The organism is Amycolatopsis lexingtonensis, from assembly GCF_014873755.1.
Classification (GTDB): domain Bacteria; phylum Actinomycetota; class Actinomycetes; order Mycobacteriales; family Pseudonocardiaceae; genus Amycolatopsis; species Amycolatopsis lexingtonensis.
The window spans coordinates 3,996,681-4,023,659 of record NZ_JADBEG010000001.1; the positions used below are offsets into that span (position 1 = coordinate 3,996,681).

Consider the following 26,979-nt stretch of genomic DNA (forward strand, 5'->3'; position numbering starts at 1 on the left):
CGCAACGCCTTTTCGAGCCGGGCCAGGTCGGCCAGGATCGCCTGCTCGGGCTTCTCGTCCGGAGCGAGCAGCTCCGCCAGGTGCGTGGCGAGGTCGCGCGGGGTCGGCTGGTCGAACGCCAGCGTCGCCGGCAGCGCCAGGCCGGTCACCGCGGTCAGGCGGCGGCGCAGCTCGACCGCGGTCAGCGAGTCGAAGCCCAGTTCCGTGAACGCCTGATCGGGCCCGACGCTGTCCTGGTCGCCGTGTTCGAGCACCACCGCGACGGCGTCGGCGACCACGTCCAGCAGCAGCTCGACCCGCTCGGCCGCGCCGAGGCCGGCCAGCCGGGGCGCGAGATCCGGCACAGCCGCCGTCGCGCGGGTCACGGCCCGCCGGGGCGGGACGAGCGCGCGCAGCACCGGCGGCACGTCGTCGAGGGCGCGCAGCGCGGGCAGGTCGAGGTGCACCGGCACCACCAGCGGGTCGGTGCCCGCGCGGACGGCGTCGAACGCGGCCAGGCCGTCGTCGGCGGCGAGGAGCCCGACGCCCGCGCGGGCCAGCCGCCGGATCTCCGCTTCGGGCAGGTTCGCGGTCATGCCGGTCTCGGCCGTCCACGGTCCCCACGCCAGCGACAGCGCGGGCAGGCCGCGGCGCTGCCGGTGGACGGCGAGTGCGTCGAGGACCGCGTTCGCGGCCGCGTAGTTCGCCTGCCCGGCCCCGCCGAACGTGCCCGCCAACGAGGAGAACAGCACGAACCCGGCGAGGTCGCGCCCGGCGGTCAGCTCGTGCAGGTGCCGGGCGCCGTCGGCCTTGGGCCGCAGCACGGTGTCGAACCGCTCCGGCGACAGCGTGCCGATGACGCCGTCGTCGAGGACGCCGGCCGCGTGCACGACGGCGGTGAGGTCGAGACCGTCCAGCAGGGCCGCGACGGCCGCGCGGTCGCCGACGTCGCAGGCCCGCACGTCGGCTTCGGCGCCGAGGCCCGCCAGGTCGTCGAGGAGGCCGGGTTCGGGCCGGCCGGACCGGCTGACCAGAACCAGGTGCCGGTGCCCGCCGGCCGCGAGGCGGCGGGCGACCAGTGCGCCGAGGCCGCTCGTGCCCCCGGTGATGAGCACGGCGCGGTCGCGGTCCCATTCGGGGCCGGGCTCCCCCTGCGTGGCCCGGCCGACGCGCGCGGCCGACGCCACTCCGTCCACGATGGACAGTTCTGGTTCCCCGCTGCCGAGGACGTCTTGTGGGGCCAGGGATCCGTCGGAGTCGACGAGCACGAACCGGCCCGGGTTCTCCTGCTGGGCCGAGCGCACCAGGCCCCAGACGGCGGCCGCGGCGAAGTCTTCGCCGTCGAGCGCACCGGTGGTCCGGACGACCAGTTTCGCGGCGTCAAACCGGGAATCGGCCAGCCACGTCTGCACGAGCGTCAGCACTTCGGCGGTGACAGTACGGATGTCCGCTCCCGACGGGACGGCCACCTCGACGAACTCGGGGACCACGGCCAGTCCGTCCAGCGCGTACCCGGGAACCGTGACGACGTCGGCGGGTGCGGCGGCGACCGGTGTCCAATTCAGCCGATAGAGGTGCGCGGCCTGCGGCTGCCCGGCCTCGCGCACGGTGAGTCCCTCGACCGACGCCACCGGTGCGCCGGACGCGTCGGCGATGGCCAGGCTGATGGTGTCGGGCCCCGCCGGGGCGAGCCGGACGCGCAGGTCGGCCGCGCCGGGCCGGTGCACCGACACCCCGCGCCAGGTGAACGGCAGCGCGGGCGGGCCGTCGGGGTCGGCCACCAGCTGGGTGTGCAGGACGGCGTCGAGCAACGCCGGGTGCAGGCCGAAGCCCTCGGTCTCGTCGACCCGGACTTCCGCGAACAGCTCGTCCCCGCGCCGCCACAGCGTTTTCAGGCCCTGGAACGCCGGGCCGTAGGCGAACCCGCGCTCGGCCAGCGCCTCGTAAGCACCGTCCACAGTGACCGGTACCGCGTCGGCGGGCGGCCACTCCCCCACCTCGAAGTCCGGCGCCGGGTCCGGGGTGAGGACGCCGGTCGCGTGCCGGGTCCACGTGCCGTCGTCGTCGCGGGCGTGGATTTCCACCGGGCGGTGGCCGTTCGCGTCGGGCGCGCCGGTCGAGACCTGCACGGTGACTCCGCCGGTGAGGACCAGCGGCGCCAGCAGGGTCAGGTCGCCGACGCGCGGGCAGCCCGCTTGGGCGCCGGCGTGGCGGGCCAGTTCGAGGAACGCCGTGCCGGGCACGAGATTCGTGCCGAAGACGGTGTGGTCGGCCAGCCACGGCTGCGTGGACGCCGACAGGCGGCCGGTGCTGACGAGCGTGCCGGTCCCCGCCACTTCGACGGCCGCGCCGAGCACCGGGTGCCCGCCGCGCGGGTCGCCGGCCGGGCGGGCCGGAGGCCAGAACCGCCGGTGCTCGAACGGATAGGTGGGCAGGTCGGCCCCCGGCCCTTCGGTGGCCCAGTCGACGTCGAGCCCCGAGACGTGCAGCCGGGCCAGCGCGGTGAGGAACGTCCGCTCCTCGGCGCGGTCGCGGCGGGCGACCGGCACGACGACCGCGCCGGGCACGTCGACCAGGCCGGACAGCACCGCGTCCGGGCCGACCTCGACGAACCGGGCCGCCCCGGCGAGCCGCTCGAGGGCGTCGCCGAAGCGGACGGTGTCGCGCACGTGCCGGACCCAGTACGTCGGGTCGGTGACGTCGCCCGAAGCGATCAACGAGATCTTCGGCTCGGCGAAGGAAAGCCCGGAGACGACCTCGCCGAACTCCGCCAGCATCGGGTCCATCAGCAGCGAGTGGAACGCGTGCGAGACGCGCAGCCGCCGATGCTTGCCGAACTTGTCCGCGACCGCGGTAACGGCGTCTTCAAGGCCGGACAGCACGACCGACGCGGGCCCGTTGACGGCGGCGAGGTCGACGCCCTCGCCCAGCAGCGGGCGAACGTCCACTTCGGATGCTTGGACAGCGATCATCACGCCACCTTCGGGCAACGCGCCCATGAGCCGGGCGCGGGCCGACACCAGTACGCAGGCGTCGTCGAGGGTGAGCACACCGGCGAGGTGCGCGGCCGCGATCTCGCCCACCGAGTGCCCGGCGACGAAGTCCGGGCGCACGCCCCGCGATTCGAGCAGCCTCGCGGCGGCGACCTCGAACGCGAACAGCGCCGGCTGCGTGTATTCGGTGCGGTGCACCCGTTCGTCGTCCCAAGCGGACCGGACGGCCGGGTCGAGGCGGTCCAGGATTTCGTCAAGCGCAGCGGCGAACACGGGGAAGCGCGCGGCCAGCTCGCGGCCCATGCCCGGCCGCTGCGCGCCCTGCCCGGAGAACAGGAAGGCGGTCCGGCCGGTCGTGGCGACGCCTTCGACGACGTCCGGAGACGGTTCACCGGCGGCGAAGGCCGCCAGCGCTTCGGCAGGCCGCTCGGACACGACGACCGCGCGGTGCGTGAACCGCGAACGCCGGGTCAGCGCTCGGCCGACGGCACCCACGGGCAAATCGTCCACAGTGGACACCAAGCGGGCCGCGTGGGTCCGCAGCGCCGCGGCCGACCGCGCGGACAGCGGCCAGATCGCCGTCCCCACAGGATCTTCGGCCGCAGCGGGCACCTCGGTGCCCTGCTCGATGATCACGTGTGCGTTGGTACCGCTGATGCCGAATGACGAGATCCCGGCCCGCCGTGGCCGTGCCACCGAAGGCCAGGCACGGCTTTCGGTGACGACCTCGACAGCACCCGCTTCCCAGTCCACATGGGACGACGGCGTTCCGGTGTGCAGGCTCGCCGGGACGATGCCGTGCCGCATCGCCTGGATCATCTTGATGATGCCCGCGACCCCGGCTGCGGCCTGGGTGTGGCCGATGTTCGACTTCACCGAACCGAGCAGGAGCGGCGTCGAGCGGTCCTGGCCGTAGGTGGCCAGCAGCGCCTGCGCCTCGATCGGGTCGCCCAGCGCGGTGCCGGTACCGTGCGCCTCGACGACGTCGACGTCCGAAGTGGACAGCCCGGCCCCGGCGAGCGCGGCGCGGATGACCCGCTGCTGCGACGGCCCGTTGGGCGCCGTGAGCCCGTTCGAAGCACCGTCCTGGTTGACCGCGGAACCCCGCACCACGGCGAGGATCCGGTGCCCGTTGCGAAGTGCGTCGGACTGCCGTTCCAGCACTAGCAGGCCGACGCCTTCGGCCCAGCCGGTGCCGTCGGCGTCGTCGGAGAACGCCTTGCAACGCCCGTCCGGCGAAAGCCCGCGCTGGCGGGCGAATTCGACGAACGTCGCCGGGGTCGCCATCACCGTGACCCCGCCCGCCAGCGCCAGGGTGCACTCCCCCGACCGCAGGGCTTGCGCGGCCCAGTGCAGTGCCACCAGCGACGACGAACACGCCGTGTCCACGGTGACCGCTGGGCCTTCCAGCCCGAGGGCGTAGGCGACGCGGCCGGAAGCGACGCTCGGCGCACTGCCGTTGCCTTGCTGGCCTTCGTAGTCGCTGCCGGCGAGCAGGCCGCCGTAGTCGCTGTACATCACGCCGGCGAACACGCCGGTCGCCGAACCGCGCAGCGTCGCCGGGTCGATGCCCGCGTGCTCCAGCGCTTCCCACGACGTCTCGAGGAGCAGCCGCTGCTGGGCGTCGGTCGCGACCGCCTCGCGCGGGCTCATGCCGAAGAACGCGGCGTCGAAGTCCGCGGCGCCGGACAGGAACCCACCGGCCCGCGCGTAGGTCGTGCCCGGGTGGTCGGGATCCGGGTCGTAGAGCGCGGACAGGTCCCAGCCGCGGTCGGCGGGGAACGGGCCGACGGCGTCGCGCCCGGCGGCGACCAGGTCCCAGAACTCGTCGGGCGACGCGGCACCGCCCGGGTAGCGGCAGCCCATGCCGACCACGACGATCGGGTCGTCGTCGCGGGCGCGGACCGGGCGGTTCTCGGCGGCCGGTGCGTCGGCGCCGGTCAGCTCGGCGAGCAGGAACGCGGTGAGCGCGGCACTGTTCGGGTGGTCGAACACCAGCGTCGTGGGCAGCCGCAGACCGGTCGCGGTGGCGAGCCGGTTGCGCAGTTCGACGCCGGTGAGCGAGTCGAAGCCCAGCGCGGAGAACGCCCGCGACGGCTCGACGGCCGCGCGGTCGGCGTGCCCGAGCACGGCCGCGACCTGCGCGGTGACCAGGTCGGCGACGACGTCGTGGCGTTCAGGCTCCGGCAGCGCGGCCAGGCGCTCGGCGAGCCCGCCGGTGGCGCGGCGCGTGGTCGTCCGGACCAGCCCGCGCAACGGGGCCGCGACCTCGCCGGACGCGGTCGCGGCCAGCCGGACCGGCACCAGCGCCGGCGTCCCGGCCCCGACCGCCGCGTCGAACAGGGCGAGGCCGTCTTCCGCGGTCAGCGCCGTGATCCCGGCGCGGGCCATCCGCGCGACTTCGGCGCCGCTGAGCTGCGCGGTCATGCCGCCGACCCCGGTCCACGGGCCCCAGGCGAGCGACACCGCGGGCAGCCCGCGGGCGGCGCGGTGCTCGGCCAGGGCGTCCAGGTAGGCGTTGGCGGCGGCGTAGTTCGCCTGCCCGGCGCCGCCGATCGTGCCCGCGACCGACGAGAAGAGCACGAACCCGTCGAGGTCCGCGGTCAGCTCGTGCAGCAGCCACGCGGCTTCGGCCTTCGGGCGCCACACGCGGTCGAACTGCTCGGCGGTCAGCGTTTCGACCGTGCCGTCGTCGAGGACGCCGGCCGCGTGCACGACGGCGGTGAGGCGGTGGCCGTCGAGGACCGCGGCGAGCGCGGCGCGATCGGTGACGTCGCAGGCGGCGACGGTCACCTCGGCCCCGGCGTCGGTCAGGTCGGTGACGTCGGCCTCGCCGGTGCGGCTGAGCAGCAGCAGGCGGCGCATCCCGTGCGTGGTGACCAGGTGCTTCGCCAGCAGGCGGCCGAGACCGCCGGTACCGCCGGTGATCAGGACGGTGCCGTCGGGGTCCCAGCCCAGCGGCGCGGGTTCGGCGGGTGCTTTCGCGAGCCGCGGGACTTCGACGACGCCGTCGCGCACGCGGGCTTGCGGCTCCCCGGCGGCCAGCGCCGCGTCGGCCGGGTCGGCGCTGTCGACGAGCGCGAACCGGCCCGGGTGCTCGGACTGCGCCGCCCGGACCAGGCCCCACACGGCGGCGGCTTCGAGGTCGGTGCCGTCGGTGGCGCCCGTGGTGTGGAAGACGAGTTCGGCGTCCCGGGGCTCGGCGAGCCAGTCCCGGACCAGCTCCAAGGCCTGCGCCGGACCGGCGGCCGCGACGACGACCTGCTCGCGCGGATCGCGGCGGACCGGGGTGGCCGGGAGCCAGCCGAGCCGGTACAACGCGTCCTGGGTGCGGGCGGCGGCCGCGGGCCGGAACGTCACGGCGTCGACGCCGGCGACCGGGTTGCCATCGGAGTCCACAAAGGACAGCGAGACCGCGTTGTCCCCGGCCGGGGTGATGCGGACGAGCAGGAGCGTCACGCCCGTGGTGTGCCGCCGGACGCCGCGCCAGCTGAACGGGACGTGCGGCCGGTCGTGCCCGGCCGTGAGCGCGACCGCGTGCAGTGCCGCGTCGAGCAAGGCCGGGTGCAGGCCGAACGCCGTGGCCGGTTCGTCGCCGAGGCTCAGCTCCGCGAAGACGTCGTCGCCGTGGCGCCAGGCGCGCCGCAGGCACTGGAACGCGGGGCCGTAGCCGAGGCCGAGCGCGGCGAGCCGGTCGTAGGCGTCGCCGACGTCCAGGGGTTCGGCGTCGTCCGGGAGGGTCACGGCGCCGGGCGCGGTGTCGATGTCCGGTTCGAGGACGCCGGTCGCGTGCCGGGTCCAGGCGCCGTCGCTGTCCTCGGCGCGGGAGTACACGCCGAAGTCGCGCAGACCGTCGTCGTCCGGCTCGGCCACGCGGACCTGCAGGTGCACGGCGGCGTCGGCCGGGAGGACGAGCGGTTCGAGGACGGCCAGCTCGCGCACCGCGCCCAGCGTCAGCGCCAGTTCGGCGAAGGCCGCGCCGGGCAGGACGGTCGAGCCCAGCACGGTGTGGTCGGCCAGCCACGGCTGCGCGGCCAGGGAAATCCGGCCGGTGAGCAGGCGGCCGGTGCCGTCGGCGAGGTCGACCGCGCCGCCCAGCAGCGGGTGCCCGGCCGCGCCGAGCCCGAGGCCCGCGGGGTCGCCGGCGCCGCGGCGGGCGGCGGGCCAGAACCGTTCGTGCTGGAAGGCGTAGCCCGGCAGCGGAACCGCGCGGCCGTCGGCGAGGCCGGGCCACTCGACCGGCAGGCCGGCGGCGAAGAGGCGGGCGAGCGCGGCGCGGAAGGTGCGGGGTTCGTCGCGATCGCGGCGCAGCAGCGGCACGACCACGGCGTCGTCGCTCTCGGCGAGCCCGGCGAGGACGGCGTCCGGCCCGACTTCGACGAACTTGTCGACGTGCCAGGCCCGTAGCGCGCGCAGGGCGTCGGCGAAGCGGACCGTGTCCCGGACCTGCCGCACCCAGTACGCCGGATCGGTGACGCTTCCGTTCGCCACCACGGGAATCACGGGCTCGTGGTAGGTCAGCCCGGCCGCGACTTCGCCGAACTCGGCGAGCATCGGGTCCATGAGGGACGAGTGGAAGGCGTGCGAGACCGAGAGCCGTTTGGCGTCGCCGAACTTTGCCGCGACCGCCGCGACGGCGTCCTCCGGACCGGAAATGACGACCGAGCGCGGGCCGTTGACGGCGGCGATGTCCACGCCGTCAACCAGCAGCGGCCGGACGTCGGCCTCGGCGGCTCGCAGGGCGACCATCGCCCCGCCGGGCGGCAGGGCCTGCATGAGCCGGCCGCGGGCGGTGACCAGCCGGGCCGCGTCGGCCAGGGAGAACACCCCGGCGACGTGCGCGGCCGCGAGCTCGCCGATCGAGTGCCCGGCGACGTAGTCCGGGCGGACGCCCCGCGCGGTCAAGGTGCGGAACAGCGCGACTTCGACGGCGAACAGCGCGGCTTGGGCGTACTCGGTCCGGTCCAGCGCGGCGGCGTCGTCGCCCCACATGATGTCGCGGACCGCCGGGTCGAGTTCGGCGAGCACGGTGTCGAGCGCGGCGGCGAAGTCCGGGTCGGCGGCCAGCTCGCGGCCCATGCCGAGGCGCTGGGAACCCTGGCCGGAGAACAGGAACGCGGTCCGGCCGGGTGCGGGCGTGCCGGTGACGACGTCCGGGTGCTCGGTGCCCGCGGCGAGCGCAGCCAGCGCGTCTTCGCCGAACACGACGGCTCGCTCGTCGAACCGGGCGCGGCCGTGGGCCAGGGTCCAGGCGACGTCACGAGGGTCGTGCTGTCCGATGTGGACCTTGAGCCGTTTTGCCTGTTCGGTCAGGGATTCGGGAGTCCTAGCGCTGAGCAGCCATGGCACGTCGAGCGCCGCGGGCCGCTCGGGAACCGGGCGTAGGGCGGGCTGTTCCAGGATGACGTGGGCGTTCGTGCCGCTGATGCCGAAGGACGACACGCCCGCGCGGCGGGGTCGGCCCCGGTCGGGCCAGGCCGTTTCGGCGGTGGCCAGCTCGACCGCGCCCGCGGTCCAGTCGACGTGCCCGGACGGCTCGGTGACGTGCAGGGTCCGCGGCACGACGCCGTGGCGCATCGCCTGCACGACCTTGATGATCCCGGCGACCCCGGACGCGGCCTGCGTGTGCCCGATGTTCGACTTCACCGACCCCAGCAGCAACGGCGTCTCGCGGTCTTGCCCGTAGGTCGCGAGCAGGGCCTGGGCTTCGATCGGGTCGCCCAGGGTGGTGCCGGTGCCGTGCGCCTCGACGACGTCGACGTCCGAAGTGGACAGTCCGGCGCCCGCGAGCGCGGCGCGGATGACGCGCTGCTGCGAGGGGCCATTGGGGGCGGTGAGGCCGTTGGACGCGCCGTCCTGGTTGACCGCGGATCCCCTGACCACGGCGAGGATCTCGTGGCCGTGGCGCTCGGCGTCGGACAGCCGTTCCAGGACCAGCATGCCGACGCCTTCGGACCAGCCGACGCCGTCGGCGCTGCCGGAGAAGGGCTTGCAGCGGCCATCGGTGGCCAGCCCGCGCTGGCGGGAGAACTCGACGAACGCGGCCGGCGTCGACATGACCGTGACGCCACCGGCGAGAGCGAGGTCGCAGTCGCCGGAGCGCAGGGCCTGCGCGGCCCAGTGCAGCGCCACCAGCGACGACGAGCACGCCGTGTCCACGGTGACCGCGGGGCCTTCGAGACCGAGGGTGTAGGCGACCCGGCCGGACGCGACGCTGCCCGCGCTGCCGCTGGTCTTGTACCCCTCGGCGTCTTCGCCGCCGTCGAGCAGGCGGCTGTAGTCGCCGTACATCACGCCGGCGAACACCCCGGTCGCGCTGCCGCGTAGTGACGACGGGTCGACGCCCGCGCTTTCCACCGCGGCCCACGACGTTTCGAGTAGCAAGCGCTGTTGCACGTCGGTCGCGACGGCCTCGCGCGGGCTCATCCCGAAGAACCCGGCGTCGAAGTCGGCGGCGTCGTGCAGGAACCCGCCGTGGCGCGTGTAGGAAGTGCCGGGGTGGGCCGGGTCCGGGTCGTAGAGCGCGGTGAGGTCCCAGCCGCGGTTCGCCGGGAAGCCGGAGATGGCGTCGCCGCCGGTTTCGACCAGCCGCCAGAGGTCCTCGGGCGAAGCGACCCCGCCCGGGTAGCGGCAGGCCATGCCGACGATGACGATCGGGTCGCCGTCGACGGCCTTCGCCGCGGGTGCGGTCTCGGCCGGGGCGTCGCCGGCGAGGTGGTCGGCCAGCGCGCCGACGGTCGGGTAGTCGAAGACGAGCGTCGCGGGCAGCCGCAGGCCGGTGGCGGCGGTGAGCCGGTTGCGCAGCTCGACGGCGGTGAGCGAGTCGAAGCCGAGTTCGGCGAACGACTTGGCGGCGGTGATCCGCGCGGTGCCGCGGTGCCCGAGGACGTGCGCGACCTCGTTCGCGACGACGGCTTCCGCTTCGGCGCGGTCGCGCAGCCGCCGTTCCCGCGTGGCCGCCGCCCGGCGCGCCGGGGCCCGGACCAGGCCACGCAGGGGGTGCGGGAGGTCGTCGCGGCGGCGCAGGACGGCCTTGTCCAGCCGGACGGGCAGCACCACGGGCGACCCGGCGGCGAGGGCGGCGTCGAAGAGCGCGGTGCCCTGCTCGACGGTGAGCGGCGGGTAGCCGGCACGGGCCAGCCGGTCGAGACCGGCGTCGCCGAGGTCGGCGGTCATGCCGGACGTCGGCGCCCAGGGTCCCCAGGCGAGGCTCACGGTGTGCGGGCGGTGGCGGGCGAGCGCGTCGAGGAAAGCGTTTGCGGCGGCGTAATTGCCCTGGCCGGGGAGGCCGAGGGTGCCGGAGACGGAGGAGAACAGGACGAGCGGGGTGTCGTCCGGGATGAGTTCGTGCAGGTGCCAGGCGGCTTCGGCCTTGGGGCGGTGCACAGCCGCGAGGCGCTCCGGCGTCAGGTCGGCCAGAAGTGCGTCGTCGAGGACCCCGGCGGCGTGGACGACAGCGGTGATCTCGCGGTCGCGGAGCAGTTCTTCGAGGGCTCCCCGGTCGACGACGTCGCAGGCGGCGACGGTGACGTCGGCTCCCGCCTCGGTGAGTTCGCCGACCAGCTCGGCCGCGCCAGGGCTCTCGGCCCCACGACGGCTGACGAGCAGCAGACTCCGGGTCCCCTTCGCAACAAGGTGCCGGGCGATGACCGCGCCGAGCCCACCAGTCCCGCCCGTGATCAGGACCGTACCCTCCCAGAAGGCGTCACTTTCACGTGAAAGTGCGGGGCCCAGGGCGGCACTTTCACGTGAAAGTGCCGGGGTCAGGCGGGCGGCGAGGAGGGTGCTGTCGCGGAGGGCGAGTTGGGGTTCGTCGCTGGAGAGGGCAGCGAGGAGCAGGTCGGGTGACGCGGATTCGTCGAGGTCGACCAGGCCGAAGCGGCCCGGGTGCTCCGACTGTGCCGCGCGGATCAGGCCCCACACCGCCGCCGCGGGCAGGTCCGTGCCGTCCGTCGCGCCGCGGGTCAGGAACACCAGCTTGCCCGTCTCGGACTCCGCGACCCAGCGCTGGGCCAGTTCCAGCACCCGGCTGGTCAGGTCGTGCGCCGAGGCCGGGACGTCCGCGCCGCCGGTCAGGCACGTCGCCACCAGTGGTGACGTGAGGTCGTCTGCGGTGGGCAGCGCGAGGCCGAACGGGTTTTCGCCCCACAGGACCGCGGGGGAAGCGGCGGGGGCGGGCACCGGGGTCCAGTCCAGGGTGAACAACGCGTCGGTGCGCGGGGCCGCCGGGCGGTGTTCGCGCAGGTCGAGGGCGTCGATTGTGGCGACCGGGGTGCCATCCGTGGCGGTCAGAGAGAGGGCGTCGCCGCGGATGTGGACCCGCAGGGCCACCGCGCCCGACGCGTGCAGGGACACCCCTCGCCACGAGAACGGGAGCACTCGCGACGGCGTGCCCGGGCGGAGTGTCAGGGCGTGCAAGGCCGCGTCGAGCAAGGCCGGGTGCATGCCGAACTCCGCCGCCTCCGCGTGGTGCTCGTCGTCGAGCGCGACCTCGGCGAAGACCTCGTCACCGCGGCGCCACGCCGCGCGGAGGCCGCGGAACCGGGGACCGTACTCGAAGCCGTCCGCCGCGAAGTCCGTGTAGAAGTCCTCCAGCGCGACCGGTTGCGCGCCGGCGGGCGGCCACGCGCCGGAAGTGGCCGCGGGAGCAGGCGAAGCCGCGCTCAGCGTGCCGGTCGCGTGTTCGGTCCAGGCGTCCCCTTCGGACTGTCGCGAGTGGATAGCGACCGCGCGGGTGCCGTGCTCCCCCGGATCGCCGACGCGCACCTGCACCCGCGCGGGCACCACCAGCGGGACGGCCATGGTCAGCTCGTCGAGCCGCGGGCAGCCGCACTCGTCGCCGGCACGGATCGCCAGTTCGGCCAGCGCGGTGCCCGGCAGAAGGGTCGCGCCCGCCACGACGTGCTCGGCCAGCCACGGCTGCGCGGCCACCGACAGCTGGCCGGTCAGCACGACCTCGTCCGACCCGGCCAGCGCGACGACGTCGTCGAGCAGCGGGTGCGCCGACGAGCCGGTCGCGCGGACCGGTCGTGGCGCGGGCCAGAACCGTTCGCGCTGGAAGGGGTACGTCGGCAGGTCCGCCGTCCGGCCACCGGTCGGCCAGCCGACGTCGACGCCGGCGACGAACAGCCGGGCCGCGGCCTCGACGAACGCGGCTTCTTCACCACGGTCGCGGCGCAGCAGCGGCACCGCGAGCCCGTCCGGGACCAGTGCGGACAGCACGCCGTCCGGACCGGCTTCGACGAACCGGGTCACCCCGGCGCCGGTCAGCGCCGTGACGGCGTCGGCGAACCGGACCGCCTCCCGCGCGTGCCGCACCCAGTACTCCACCGTGGTCGGCTGCGTGCCGGACTCCACAGTGGACACGAACGGGATGCGCGGCGGCTCGAACGTGATTCCGCTCAGGACTTCCGCGAACTCCGCGAGCATCGGCTCCATCAGCGGCGAGTGGAACGCGTGCGACACCGTCAGCCGCCGCGTCTTCTCGAACCGCGCGGCGACCGCGTCGACCGCCTCCGCCGAGCCGGACAGCACGATCGACCGCGGCCCGTTGACGGCGGCGATCGCGACGTCCGGACCCAGCAACGGGCGGACGTCGTCCTCGCTCGCCACGACCGCGACCATCGCGCCGCCGTCCGGGAGCGCCTGCATCAGCGCGCCTCGGGCGACGACCAGGCGGCACGCGTCGGCCAGGGAGAACACCCCGGCGGCGTGCGCGGCCGCGATCTCGCCGATCGAGTGCCCGGCGACGGCGTCGGGCGTGACACCCCACGATTCAGCCAGCCGCAGCAACGCGACCTGCAGGGCGAACAACGCGGGCTGCGCGAATTCGGTGCGGTCCAGGCGAGCCTGGTCGTCCCCGCGCACGACCGCCACGACCTCGGGCCCGAACTCCGCGAGGACGGCGTCGTACGCCTCGGCGAACACCGGGAACCGCGTCGCCAGTTCACGCCCCATGCCGGTGCGCTGGCCGCCTTGGCCGCTGAAGAGGAACGCGGTCTTCCCGGGCACCGCGGTGCCGATGATGGCGGCCGGGTGGTCGAGCGTCAGCGCGTCCCGAGTGGACACCGGATCGGTCGCGAGCACCACGGCCCGGTGCGCGAACCGCGACCGCCCGGCCAGGGTGTGCCCGGTGGCCAGTGGCTCGTCGGCGAACACGGCCAGGCTCGCCGCCTGTGCGTGCAACGCGGCCTCGGACTTGGCCGACAGCGGCCACGGGACGACCGCGGGTGTGGGTACCGAAGGTGTGTCCGGGGTGGCCGGGGGCTGTTCCAGGATGGCGTGGGCGTTGGTCCCGCTGATCCCGAACGACGAGACCGCCGCTCGCCGGGGCCGGCCGCGTTCGGGCCACTCGGTCGCGTCGCCGAGCAGCACGACGCCGCCGTCTTCCCAGTCGATGCGTGACGACGGCGTGTCCGCGTGCAGGGTCCGCGGCAGCACGCCGTGCCGCATCGCGAGGACCATCTTGATCACGCTCGCGACGCCCGCGGCGGCCTGCGTGTGCCCGATGTTGGACTTCACCGAACCCAGCAGCAGCGGGGTTTCGCGGTCCCGGCCGTAGGTCGCGATGAGCGCTTGCGCCTCGATCGGGTCGCCCAGCGGGGTGCCGGTACCGTGCCCGTCCACCGCGTCGACGTCCGAAGTGGACAGACCGGCGTCGGCCAGCGCGGCGCGGATGACGCGTTGCTGTGACGGGCCGTTCGGCGCGGTGAGGCCGTTGGACGCGCCGTCCTGGTTGAGCGCGGATCCCTTGACCACGGCCAGGATCCGGTGCCCGTTCCGCTCGGCGTCGGAAAGCCGTTCCAGCAGCAGCATCCCGGCGCCTTCGGCCCAGCCGGTGCCGTCCGCGCCGTCGCCGAAGGAGCGGCAGCGGCCGTCCGCGGACAGGCCGCGCTGGCGGGAGAACTCGATGAACGTCGACGGCGTCGCCATCACCGTGACACCCCCGGCGAGCGCGAGGTCGCACTCCCCCGACCGCAGGGCCTGCGCGGCGAGGTGCAGCGAAACGAGCGACGACGAACACGCCGTGTCGACGGTGACCGCCGGGCCTTCGAGACCGAGCACATAGGACACCCGGCCGGACGCGACGCTGCCCGCGCTGCCGCTGGTCAGGTAGCCCTCGGCGTCTTCGCTGCCGGTGAGCAGGCTGCTGTAGTCGTGGTACATCACCCCGGCGAACACTCCGGTCGCGGTGCCGCGCAGGCTCGCCGGGTCGAGGCCCGCGCGCTCGACCGCCTCCCATGACGTCTCGAGCAGCAGCCGCTGCTGGGCGTCGGTGGCGAGGGCTTCGCGCGGGCTCATGCCGAAGAACTCGGCGTCGAACTCGGCCGCGTCGTGCAGGAAACCGCCGTGGCGGGTGTAGGACGTGCCGGCGTGAGCGGGGTCCGGGTCGTACAGCGCGTCGAGGTCCCAGCCGCGGTCGGCGGGGAACTCCGAAACGGCGTCGACGCCGTCGCGGACCAGGTCCCAGAGCTGTTCGGGCGTGCGGACCCCGCCCGGGTAGCGGCAGGCCATGCCGACGATGACGACCGGGTCGCCGGTGACCGCGCGACGCGTTTCGGCGACCGGCGTGTCGGTGTCGAACAGTTCGGCCAGCAGGTACGCGGCGAGCGCGGTGACCGTCGGGTGGTCGAACACCAGCGTGCTGGGCAGGCGCAGGCCGGTGGCGGCGGTGAGGCGGTTGCGCAGGTCGACGCCGCTGAGCGAGTCGAAGCCGAGGTCGGAGAACGCGCGGGCGGGGTCGATCGCGGCGGCGTCGGCGTGCCCGAGGGCGAGCGCGACGTGCGTGGCGACCAGCCCGGCGAGAGCTTCGGCACGCTCGGACGCGGGCAGCGGTGCGAGGGTGCGGGTCAGGTCGCCGGCCTGCGCGGACCCCGCGGCGGCGCGGCGGCGGGCGGGCCGGACCAGGCCGCGCAGGACGTGCGGGATCTCCGGCTGCCGCCGGACGGCGGCGAGGTCGAGCGGCAGCGGGAGGAGCGCGGGCTCGCCGGCGCCGCGGGCGGCGTCGAACAGGGCGAGCCCGGTTTCGACGGTGACCGGTGGCATCCCGGCTTCGGCGAGCCGTCGGAGGTCCACTTCGGACAGTGTCGACGTCATGCCGCTGCGGGATTCCCACGGGCCCCAGCCGAGGGAGACGGTGTGCGGGCGGTGGCGGGCGAGCGCGTCGAGGAAAGCGTTTGCGGCCGCGTAGTTCGCCTGGCCGGCTCCGCCGAACGTGCCGACGACCGAGGAGAAGAAGACCAGCTCGGTGCCGGGCGCGGTCAGTTCGCAGAGGTACCAGGCGCTGTCGGCCTTGGCGCGCAGGACGTTCTCGAACCGCTCGGGGGTGAGGGACGCAAGGGTGCCGTCGTCGAGGACACCGGCGGCGTGGACGACGGTGCTGATTTCGCGGCCGTGGAGCAGTTCTTCGAGGGCTTCTCGGTCGCCGACGTCGCAGGCGGCCACCTCGACGTGGGCGCCGAGGTCGGCGAGCAGCGCGGGGTCCGCGGTGCCGGAGCGGCTGACGAGCAGCAGGTCGCGGTGGCCCTGGCTCGCGAGATGGCGGGCGACGGCACTGCCGAGGCCGCCGGTCCCGCCGGTGATGAGGACGGTGCCGTCGCGCTCGGCGGGTTCGGCGGGCGGCGCGGTGACGCGGGCGAGCCGGGCGGCGAAGAGGCGGCCGTCCTCGATCTTGAGCACGGGTTCGTCCGCGGCGACGGCCGGGTCGAGGGAACCGTCGGTCTCGACGAGCGTGAAGCGGCCCGGGTGCTCCGCCTGTGCGGCGCGGACGAGCCCGCCGGCGGCGGCCGCGACCGGGTCGGCGGCGGGGATGACGACGACCAGCGCGCGGTCTTGGGCGAGCGCCTCCTGGAGTGCGGTCAGGACGTGGGTGGTGACCTCGCGCAGGGACCGCGGGACGTCGGTCAGGTCCCCGCTGACGGTGAGGACCTCGGCTTGGATTGCCTGGGGCGAAACGGGAGTCCAGTCGAGACGCAGGAGCGGTTGCGGCGCCTTGGTCGCGCCCGGGCGGCGGAGGACGAGCCGGTCGACGGAGACGACGGGGGTGCCGGCCGGGTCGGTGGCGGTGAGCCGGACGCCGCCGTCGGCCGGGGTGAGCCGCACGCGGAGGGTGGCGGCACCGGTGGCGTGCAGGGCGATGCCGTGCCAGGAGAACGGGACGCAGCCGGTGAGGTCCGGGTCGAGGAGGGCGACGAGCCGGAGGGTCGCGTCGAAGAGCGCGGGGTGGAGGTTGTAGGCGCCCGCGTCGGGACGCTGCGGTTCGGCGAGGGCGACTTCGGCGAAGATCTCGTGGTCCCGGCGCCAGGCGAAGGTGGGGCCGGGGAAGGCGGGACCGTAGCCGAGCCCGTCGGCAGCGAGGCGGTCGGTAAGGCCGGTGAGATCGAGGGGTTCGGCCCCGACGGGCGGCCAGGTGTCCGGGAAGTCCTCCGGCTCCGCGATCTCCGGCGCCAGACGTCCACTCGCGTGCTGTATCCACGGCTCGTCCGTCCCATCCGGACGTGAGGAAACGACGAACTCTCGCGCGCCGTCGTCCGCGGGGCCCAGCCGCACCTGCAGGCGACGGTCCGCCGTCAAGGCCAGCGGGGACTCGATCGTCAGCTCGTCGACGCCGAGGTCCGCGCCCGCCGCCAGGGCCAGCTCCGCGAATGCCGTGCCCGGGAGGACCGGGGTGCCGTGGACGGTGTGGTCCGCCAGCCACGGCTGGGTCGCCGTCGTCACGACGCTCGTCCGGACCACGCCGCCGTCGGTGAGGTCCACCGCCGGGCCCAGGAGCGGGTGGCCCGGGGCCGACGGCCAGAAGCGCCGGTGCTGGAACGGGTACGTCGGCAGGTCGGTCACCCGCGCGCCCGAGCCGGTGAACCACGCCGGCCAGTCCACAGTGGATCCCGCGACGTGCAGGCGGCCCAGCGCCTCGAGGACGGCGACCGGCTCCGGGCGGTCGCGGCGCAGCACGGCGGTGACCACCGCGGCCGGGTCGTCGACCAGGCCGGCCAGCACCGCGTCCGGGCCGATCTCGGCGAACGTCGTCACGCCCGCCTCGCGCAACGAGCCGAGCGAGTCGGCGAACCGGACCGTCGCGCGTACGTGCCCGACCCAGTACTCCGGGGACGTCACGTCGCCGGCCGCGATCACCGGAATCTCCGGCGGGGCAAACGACAGCTCCGCCACGACCTCGCGGAACTCGTCCAGCATCGGGTCCATCAGGTGCGAGTGGAACGCGTGCGACACGGTGAGCCGCTTGGACTTCCCGAAACGGGAAGCCACTTCGAGGACCGCGTCCTCGACGCCGGAAACGACCACCGAGCGCGGTCCGTTCACCGCCGCGAGATCCGCGCCGTCGATCAGCGCGGCCCGAACGTCCTCTTCGGACGCTTCGATTGCCACCATCGCCCCGCCGCGCGGCAGGGCCTGCATCAGCCGGCCGCGCGCGGCGACCAGGGTGCACGCGTCGGCCAGCGACAGCACCCCGGCCACGTGCGCGGCCGCGATCTCCCCCACCGAGTGCCCGGCGACGAAGTCCGGCCGGACGCCCCACGACGCCAGCAACCGGGCCAGCGCCACTTCGATCGCGAACAACGCCGGTTGCGCGACTCCGGTTTCGGCCAGCGCTTCGGCGTTGAAACCCCACACCACCGAGCGCACCGCGGGATCGAACGCCGCCAGGACCTCGTCGAAGGCCTCAGCGAACACCGGGTACTCCGCGGCCAGTTCCCGGCCCATCCCGATCCGTTGCGCGCCTTGCCCGGTGAACAAGAACGCCAGGGGTCCCGGCGATGCGACACCCCGGGCGACCTCGCGCACCCCGTCGGCACCGGCCACCAGCACGGCGCGGTGCGCGAACCGGGCCCGGGCGGCCGCCAAGGTGAACCCGGCGTCGAGCGGCGCGGGGGAAACGGCGGTGACGCGGACGATCTGGTCCGTCAGAGCGTCTTCCGAACGCGCCGAAAGCACCCACGGCACCAAGGGACGCTCGGCGGCAGCGGGCACCGGAACGACGGCCGGAGCCTCGATGACGACGTGGGCGTTGGTGCCGCTGATCCCGAAGGACGACACCCCGGCCCGCCGCGGCCGGTCCGCGACCGGCCACTCCCGGGCGTCGGCGAGCAGCTCGACCGACCCCGACTCCCAGTCCACATGGGACGACGGCGTCCCGGCCCACAACGACTTCGGCACGACGCCGTGGCGCATAGCGAGGATCATCTTGATGATCCCGGCGACCCCGGCAGCGGCCTGGGTGTGGCCTATGTTCGACTTCACCGACCCGAGCAGCAACGGCGTCGAGCGGTCCTGGCCGTAGGTGGCCAGCAGCGCCTGCGCCTCGATCGGGTCGCCCAAAGTCGTGCCGGTCCCGTGCGCCTCGACGACGTCGACGTCCGCTGTGGACAGTCGGGACTCGGCCAGCGCGGCGCGGATCACGCGTTGCTGCGACGGCCCGTTCGGCGCGGTGAGTCCGTTCGAAGCCCCGTCCTGGTTGACCGCGGACCCGCGCAGCACGGCCAGCACGCGGTGCCCGTTTCGGACGGCGTCGGACTGCCGTTCCAGCACGAGCAGGCCGACGCCCTCGGACCACCCGGTACCGTCGGCGTCGTCCGAAAAGGACTTGCAGCGGCCATCGCTCGCGAGACCGCCTTGGCGCGCGAAGTCGAGGAACGTCGTCGGGGTCGACATCACCGTGACGCCACCGGCCAGCGCCAGCGAACACTCCCCCGACCGCAGCGCTTGCGCCGCCCAGTGCAAGGCCACCAACGACGAGGAGCACGCCGTGTCCACTGTGACCGCCGGGCCTTCCAAGCCGAGCGCGTAGGCGACCCGGCCGGAGGCGATGCTGCCCGCGGTGCCGTTCACGTCGAAGCCGCGCGCCTCCGGATCCTGCGCGAGCGCCGCGTAGTCGTGGTACATCACCCCGGCGAACACGCCGGTGTCGGAGCCCTTCAGCGACGTCGGGTCGATGCCCGCCCGCTCGAACGCCTCCCACGAGACTTCCAGGAGCAGCCGCTGCTGCGGGTCGGCGCTGAGCGCGTCACGCGGTGAGATGCCGAAGAAGTCGGCGTCGAACCCGGTGGCCTCGTGCAGGAAGCCCCCTTCGAAGCCGGCCCCGGGGACGTGCCAGCCGCGGTCGGCCGGGAACGGCGTGATGCCGTCGCGGCCCTCGGTCAGCAGCTCCCAGAAGTCCTCCGGCGAAGCCACTCCGCCCGGGTACCGGCAGGCCATGCCGACGACGACGATCGGGTCGGCCTCACGCGGCGCGCTGACCCGCGTCGGCCGCAGCGACAAGCCGTCTTCGAGGAACGCGGTGACGGCGTCCGGGGTCGGGTGGTCGAACACCAGCGTCGCGGGCAGCCGCCGCCCGGTCGCCTCCGCGAGCCGGTTGCGCAGCTCCACCGACGTCAGCGAGTCCAGGCCCAGCTCGCGGAACGTCAGCGAGGAGTCGACCGACGCCGCGGACGCATGGCCCAGGACGTTCGCCACCGTCGCCACGACGAGCGCGCCGAAGTCGGTCGCCGCCGCGGCCGCGCGACGCGGGCGTGGCGGAGCCAGGCGGTGGAACACCGGCGGCACGACGTCCAGCGCACGCAGGGCGGTGCGGTCGACGTGCGCGGCGACGACCGCGGGCGCGGCCCCGGCAAGGGCCGCGTCGAACCAGGCCAGGCCCTCCTCGACCGTGTGCGTCGGCAGCCCGGCGCGAGCCATCCGCCGCAGCGCGGCCTCCGACAGCGTGCCGGTCATCCCGCTTTCGCGCGCCCACGGGCCCCAGGCGATCGCACGCGCGGGCAGCCCGGCGGCGGCACGGACGCGCACGAGGTCGTCGAGGGCCGCGTTGGCGGCGGTGTAGGCGCCCTGGCCGCCGTTGCCGAGCACGCCGAACACCGACGTGAACACGACGAACGCGGACAGCTCCGGCGCGAGTTCGTTCAGGTGCCAGGCCGCGTCGACCTTCGGCGCGAGGACGCGGGCGAGCCTGGCGGGAGTCAGCGCGTCGAGCACGCCGTCGTCGAGGACACCGGCGGCGTGCACCACACCGGTGATGTCGTGCGCGGCGAGCAGGGCGGCGACGGCGCCGCGGTCGGAGACGTCGCAGGCGGCCAGAGCCACCGACGCGCCGAGACCGGTCAGCTCGTCGGCCAGTTCACGGGCACCGGGCGCGTCGGCACCCCGGCGACCGGCGAGAACCAGCCGCGTGACGCCGTGGGTGGTCACCAGGTGCCGGGCGACATGGCCACCGAGGCCGCCAGTGCCGCCGGTGATCAGAACGGCGCCGTCACCCCACTCGACCGCGCCCGGTTCGGCGGCGGCCACCGGCGCGAGACGCGGGACCTCGACGCGGCCGTCGCGAACCCGGACCTCGGTCTCACCGGACGTCGGGAGCGCGGCCAGCTCCGCCGCCGAGGGCACGCCGGAGAGCAGGAAGAACCGGCCCGGGCGCTCGGCCTGGGCCGAGCGGACGAGCCCTTCGGCGGCCGCGGCGGCCGGGCCACCGTGGGTGAGGAACACCAGTCGCTTGTCGTCCTCGAGGTGCCCGCGCAGGTGGCTCAGCACCGTCGACGTCGCCAGGCGGACGCCGTCCGGAACGGGCAAGCCGACCGGGTCCGGCACCGGGATCAGCAGCACGTCGGCCGACGACGGGACCGCGTGGCGCCCGGTCAGCAGCGCGCCGAGGCCGTGGTCGTCCGCGCCGACGACGGCCCAGGTCAGCTCGGCCGGGGCGCCGAGGTCCTTGGGAGTCCACTCGACGTGCAGCAGCGGCGGGGTCGCCGCGATCGCGTCGGCCGGGGGCCGCAGCACGAGGGACCCGACGGTCGCGACCGGCGCGCCTTCGGGGTCGGTGACCGCCAGGGTCACGGTGTCCGGGCCGAGGCGGCGGAGCCGCAGCCGCAGCGTGGACGCGCCGGCCGCGTGCAGGCCGACGTCGGAGAAGACGAACGGCAGCCGGGCGCGCGGGCGCGGATCGAGCCCGAGGAACGGGACCAGGTGCAGGGCGGCGTCGAACAGCGCCGGGTGCAGCAGGTAGCCCACCGGGTCGCCGGCTTCCTGGGGCAGCACGAGGTCCGCGCACAGGTCGTCGCCTTCGTGCCAGGCCGCGCGGACCCCGCGGAACGCCGGCCCGTAGGCCAGCCCGGCCGCGGCCAGGGTCGGGTACAGCTCGTCGACGTCGATCGCTTCGCCGCGCTCGCCGGCCGGGAGCACCGGGGCCGCGACGGCCGGGACCAGGCGGCCGGTAGCGTGCTCGGTCCACGCGCCGCCCGCGGCGCGGGAGTGGACGGTGACCGGGCGGCCGCCGTCGTCGGCACCGACGCGGACCTGCACGGTCACGCCGTCGTCCGGCAGCGGCAGCGGCGCGGTGAGGGTCAGTTCGGCGAGCGCGCCGCAGCCGAGTTCGGCGCCGGCGCGCAGCGCGAGTTCGACGAACCCGGTGCCGGGGAACAGGATCCGGTCTTCGACGACGTGGTCGGCCGGCCACGGCAGCGCGTCCGGCGAGACGTGCCCGGTGAGCACGACGCCGTCCTCGCCGGGCAGTTCGACGGCCGCGCCGAGCAGCGGGTGGTCCGAGCGGTCGACCGGGCGAGCCGGGGGCCGTGCGGTGACCCAGAAGCGTTCGTGCTGGAAGGGGTAGGTGGGCAGGGTGACGCGGCGGGCGCCGGTGCCGGCGTAGAACGCCGTCCAGTCGAGCTCGGCGCCGAGGACGTGGAGGCGGCCGAGCGCGGTCGCGAACGCCGTTTCTTCGGGGCGGTCCGAACGCAGCAGCGGCACCGGGGACGCGTCCGGCAGCGTGCGCGCGACCAGGCCGGCCAGGGTGCTGTCCGGGCCGAACTCGACGAACGTCTCGATGCCGTTGTCCCGCAACGACTCCAGCGCGCCGGCGAAGCGCACGGTCGCGATCACCTGGGCGACCCAGTAGCCGGGGTCGGTCAGCTCGCCGGGCCCGGCCGGGCGGCCGGTGACCGTCGAGACGACCGGCAGCACCGGCTCGCGGAACGTCAGTTCTTCGGCCACGCGGCGGAATTCGTCAAGCATCGGCGTCATCAGCGGCGAGTGGAACGCGTGCGACACCGACAGTCGCCGAGCCTCCTCAAAGGACGCCGCCAGCCGCAGCAGCGCGTCCTCCTCGCCGGAGACGACCAGCGACTCGGGCGCGTTGACGGCGGCGATCGCGATGCCGTCGCTGAGCAGCGGCCGGACCTCGGCTTCGGTGGCCTGCAAGGCGATCATCGCACCGCCCTCGGGCAGCGCCTCCATCAAGCGGCCGCGCGCGACGACGAGCGCGCACGCGTCCGGCAGGTCGAGCACCCCGGCGACGTGCGCGGCGGCCAGCTCGCCGATCGAGTGCCCGGCGACGCGGTCCGCGCGCACCCCGAGCGACTCGGCGAGCCGGAACAGCGCGACTTCGAGGGCGAACAACGCGGGCTGGGCGACGCCGGTGCGGTCGAGCACGGCCGGGTCTTCGGTGCGGATCGCCTCGGCCACTTCGGCCGGGAAGTGCGCGCAGACCTGGGCGTACGCGGCCGCGAAGACCGGGAACCGCGAGGCCAGCTCGCGGCCCATGCCGGGACGCTGGGTGCCCTGCCCGGCGAACACCGCGGCGACGGCGGGCGCCACCGCGGGCGCGGTGCCGCTCGCGATCTCGGCCCCGCCCAGCAGGACGGCACGGCGGTCGAACGAAGACCGGGTGGTGAGCAGGGAATGGCCGACGTCGGCCGGGTCGGCGTCGAGCGTCCGGATCCGGTCCACGGCCGCCCGCAAGGCCGCTTCGGACTGCGCCGAGACGACCCACGGGACGGCGGTGGCGACGACTTCGCGCGCGGGCTCGGCGACGGTTTCCGCCGGAGCCTGCTCCAGGATCAGGTGCGCGTTGGTGCCGCTGATGCCGAACGACGACACGGCCGCGCGGCGCGGGCGGCCGGCCTCGGGCCACTCGCGGGCCGCGGTGACGACGTCGATCGCACCCGCCGTCCAGTCCACATGGGACGATGGCGTGTCGGCGTGCAGCGTGCGGGGCACGATTCCGTGGCTCATCGCCGCGACCATCTTGATCACGCCCGCGATCCCGGCCGCGGCCTGCGTGTGCCCGATGTTCGACTTGATCGACCCCAGCAGCAACGGCGTTTCGCGCTCCTGCCCGTAGACGGCGAGCGCGGCGCGCGCTTCGATCGGGTCGCCGAGCCGGGTACCGGTGCCGTGCGCTTCCAGGACGTCGACGTCGGCGGGCGCGAGTCCCGCGTCGCCGAGCGCCTCGCGGATCACGCGCTGCTGCGCCGGGCCGCTGGGCGCGGTGAGGCCGTTGGACGCGCCGTCGGAGTTGACCGCCGAGCCGCGCACGATCGCGAGGACGTCGTGGCCGAGTTCGCGGGCCCGCGAAAGCCGTTCGACGACGACCATGCCGACGCCCTCGGCCCAGCCGGTGCCGTCCGCGCCGTCGCCGAAAGCCTTGCAGCGCCCGTCTTCCGACAGACCGCCCTGCTTGGCGAACTCGACGAAGATGCCGGGCTCGGCCATCACGGTGACACCGCCGGCGATGGCCAGCGACGTCTCCCCCGACCGCACGGACCGGACGGCCAGGTGCAGCGCGACCAGCGACGACGAGCACGCCGTGTCGACGGTGACGGCCGGGCCGCCGGTGCCGAGGACGTAGGCGACCCGGCCGGAAACCAGGCTCGGCGAAGTGCCGGTGAGCACGTACCCTTCGGCCTCGCCGGTGCCTTCGGCCAGCCGCGGGCCGTAGTCCTGCGCGGTGGCGCCGACGAAGACGCCGGTGCGGGTGCCGCGCAGCGACGACGGCGCGATCCCGGCGCGTTCCAGGGTTTCCCAGACGACTTCGAGCACCAGCCGCTGCTGGGGTTCCATCGCCTGGGCCTCGCGCGGCGAGATGCCGAACAGGCCGGCGTCGAACCCGGCGACGTCGGCGAGGAACCCGCCCGGCCGTCCGGTGCCGAGCACCGAGGCGGGCCAGCCGCGGTCGGCGGGCATCGGGGTGATCGCGTCCACTTCGGACTCGACCAGCCGCCAGAGTTCTTCGGGGGAACCGGCTCCGCCCGGGTAGCGGCAGCCGAGGCCGACGATGACGACCGGATCCGCGTCGCCGGCCGAGACGATTTCGGGCGCGGTCACCAGCGCGGCGCCGGCGAGGTGCTCGGCCAGCGCACGGGCGGTGGGGTGGTCGAACAGCACGGTCGTGGCCAGCGTGCGGCCGGTGGCGGCGCCGAGGCGGACGGCCAGGTCGACGTTCATCGCCGAGTCGAAACCCAGTTCGCGGAAGGACGTCGAGGGATCGACGGCGGCGCCGAGGACGGCGGCGGCCTCGGCGGTCACGAGCTTCAGCAGGTCACGGTCGACGGGGGCCGCCGCGGGTTCCGGTTCCGGTGCGTCGAACCAGTGGCGTTCGCGGTCGAAGGCGTAGGTCGGCAGGTCGACCGGGCGGCCGCCGTCGGTGAGCTTCGTCCAGTCGACGTCGATGCCGTGGACGTGCAGCTCGGCCAGCGCGGCCACGGCACCGAAGTCCTCCGGACGCCGGGAGCGCGCCGAACGTACTGTCACCGCTTGGTTTTCCAGGCAGGCGCGGACCAGCGAGGTGAGCGTGCCGTCCGGGCCCAGCTCGAGGAACGCGGTGATCCCCTGACGGGACAACGCGGTGACGGCGTCGGCGAAGCGCACGGTGTCGCGCGCCTGACGGACCCAGTATTCGGGGTCGCACAGCTGGGCCTGGCGGATGACGCGGCCGGTCACCGTCGAGACGATCGGGCGTCGCGGCGGGCGCAGGTCGAGCTGCTCGACGACCCGCCGGTACTCGGCCAGCATCGGGTCCATCAGCGGTGAGTGGAAGGCGTGCGAGACGGCCAGGCGGCTGACCTTGCGGCCGTCGGCCTCGAACCGCGCGGCCAGCGCCAGCACCGGCTCTTCCGGGCCGGCGAGCACGACGTGGCTGGGGCCGTTGACCGCGGCGAGCACGACGTCGTCGCCTTCGCCCAGCAGGGGCTCGACCTCATCGGCGGCGGCGCGGACCGACACCATCGCACCGCCCGGCGGCAGCGAGCCCATCAGCCGGCCGCGGGCGGTGACGAGCACGCAGGCGTCGTCGAGCGACAGCACGCCGGCGACGTGGGCGGCGGCGATCTCGCCGACCGAGTGCCCGGCGACGTACTCCGGCTCGACGCCCCACGAGGTGAACAGCCGGTACAGCGCTACTTCGTACGCGAACAGCGCGGGCTGGGTGTGCCCGGTTTCGGCAAGCACGGCGGCGTCCGCCGAACCCGGCTCGGCGAACAGCACGTCCCGCAACGGGCGTTCGGTGTCGCAGCGCGCGCAGATCTCGTCGAGGGCCTCGGCGAAGACCGGGAACCGCTCGTACAGCTCGCGGCCCATGCCGGGGCGCTGGGCGCCCTGGCCGGGGAACAGGATCGCGAGGCGGTGCTCGCCCGCCGTCCCGGTGACGACGTCGGCCGACGGTTCGCCCGCCGCGAGCGCGGGCAGAGCGGCGGGGTCGAGCACGACGGCCCGGTGCGGGAACGCGCTGCGGGTGGTGGCCAGGGAATGCGCGACGTCGAGCGGGTCGGCGTCTCGTCCGGTCAGGGCGGCGGCTTGGCCGCGCAGGCCGCCCGGGGTGCGGGCCGACAGCACCCAGGGGGCTTCTTTCCGCACGCGTGGGAGCGGCTCCGGGGCCGGGGGCGCGGCGGAGACGACGAGGTGGCAGTTCGTGCCGCCCATGCCGAACGAGGAGACCCCGGCGTAAGCGTTTTCCGGCCAGGGCACGGATTCGCGGGCGACGCGCAGGCGCCAGTCGTCGAAGCGGATGGCCGGGTTGGGGTGTTCGTGGTTGCGGCTGGGCGGAACTTCGCCGTTTGACAAGGAAAGCGCGACTTTGAGCAGGCCCGCGATGCCCGCGGCGCCTTCGAGGTGACCGATGTTCGTCTTGACCGAGCCGACCCACAGCGCGTCCTCGCCGCGGCCGGGCGCGAAGACGGCGCCGAGCGCGGCGGCTTCGAGGGGATCGCCGACGCGGGTGCCGGTGCCGTGCAGTTCGACGTACCGGACGGCGTCGGCGGGGACGTCCGCGCGCTTGAGCGCGGCCCGGATGACGGCTTCCTGGGCTTCGGCGCTGGGCGTGGTGAGGGTTTCGCTGAAGCCGTCGTTGTTGACCGCGCCGCCTTCGATGACGCAGTGGATCCGGTCGCCGTCCCGCAGCGCGGCGGCGAGGGGCTTGAGGACGACGAAGCCGCCGCCCTCCCCGCGGACGTAACCGTTGGCGCGCGCGTCGAAGGTGTAGCAGCGCCCGTCGGGCGAGAGCCCGCCGAACCGGTCGGCGGCGATCGTGCTCTCCGGGGCCAGGTTCAGCTGCACGCCGCCGGCCAGCGCCAGCTCGGCTTCGCCGCTGCGCAGGGCTTCGCAGGCGAGGTGCACGGCGACCAGCGACGACGACTGCCCGGTGTCGACCGACAGGCTGGGCCCGCGCAGACCGAAGGCGTAGGAGATGCGGTTGGCGACGACCGCGCGGCTCTGCCCGGTGAGCGTGTGGTGCCCGATCGCTTTCGGGCCGCCGTGCTTGAGCAGGGTGGCATAGTCGTCCGCGCTGGCGCCGACGAAGACGCCGGTCGAGGAGCCTTCGAGGTTCTTCGGGACGATCCGCGCGTCTTCGAGGGCTTCCCAGCCGAGTTCGAGGGCGAGGCGCTGCTGCGGGTCCATCGTGGCGGCCTCGCGAGCCGGGATGCCGAAGAAGCCGGCGTCGAAGGTGTCCACTTCGGACAGAAACCCGCCGCGCCGGGTCCCGGGCGGGACCGAATCGCGGCGGTGCGGCGGGACCTCGGTGGTGCCGTCGGCTCCGTCGCGCAGCAGGGTCCAGAAGGCACCGGGCGCGGGCGCCGAGGGCAGGCGGCAGGCCAGCCCCACGATCGCGACGGCACCTTCGCGGACAACGTGCTCGGCTCGATCCACCGCGGCGCTCCCAGTGATCCGGTTCGGGCGGGCGCCCGGCCGCCTCGCGACGCCGGAGCCACCGCCGGGGTTCAGGTCGAAGGCGACT

1 pseudogene is annotated in these 26,979 nt (G+C 74.8%); it reads right to left on the bottom strand.

The annotated features are described in order from the left end of the window. Window positions 1-89: 89 nt before the first annotated feature. Window positions 90-26,891: pseudogene (locus tag H4696_RS18100) on the bottom strand (SDR family NAD(P)-dependent oxidoreductase); the annotation flags it as partial. Window positions 26,892-26,979 lie beyond the last annotated feature (88 nt).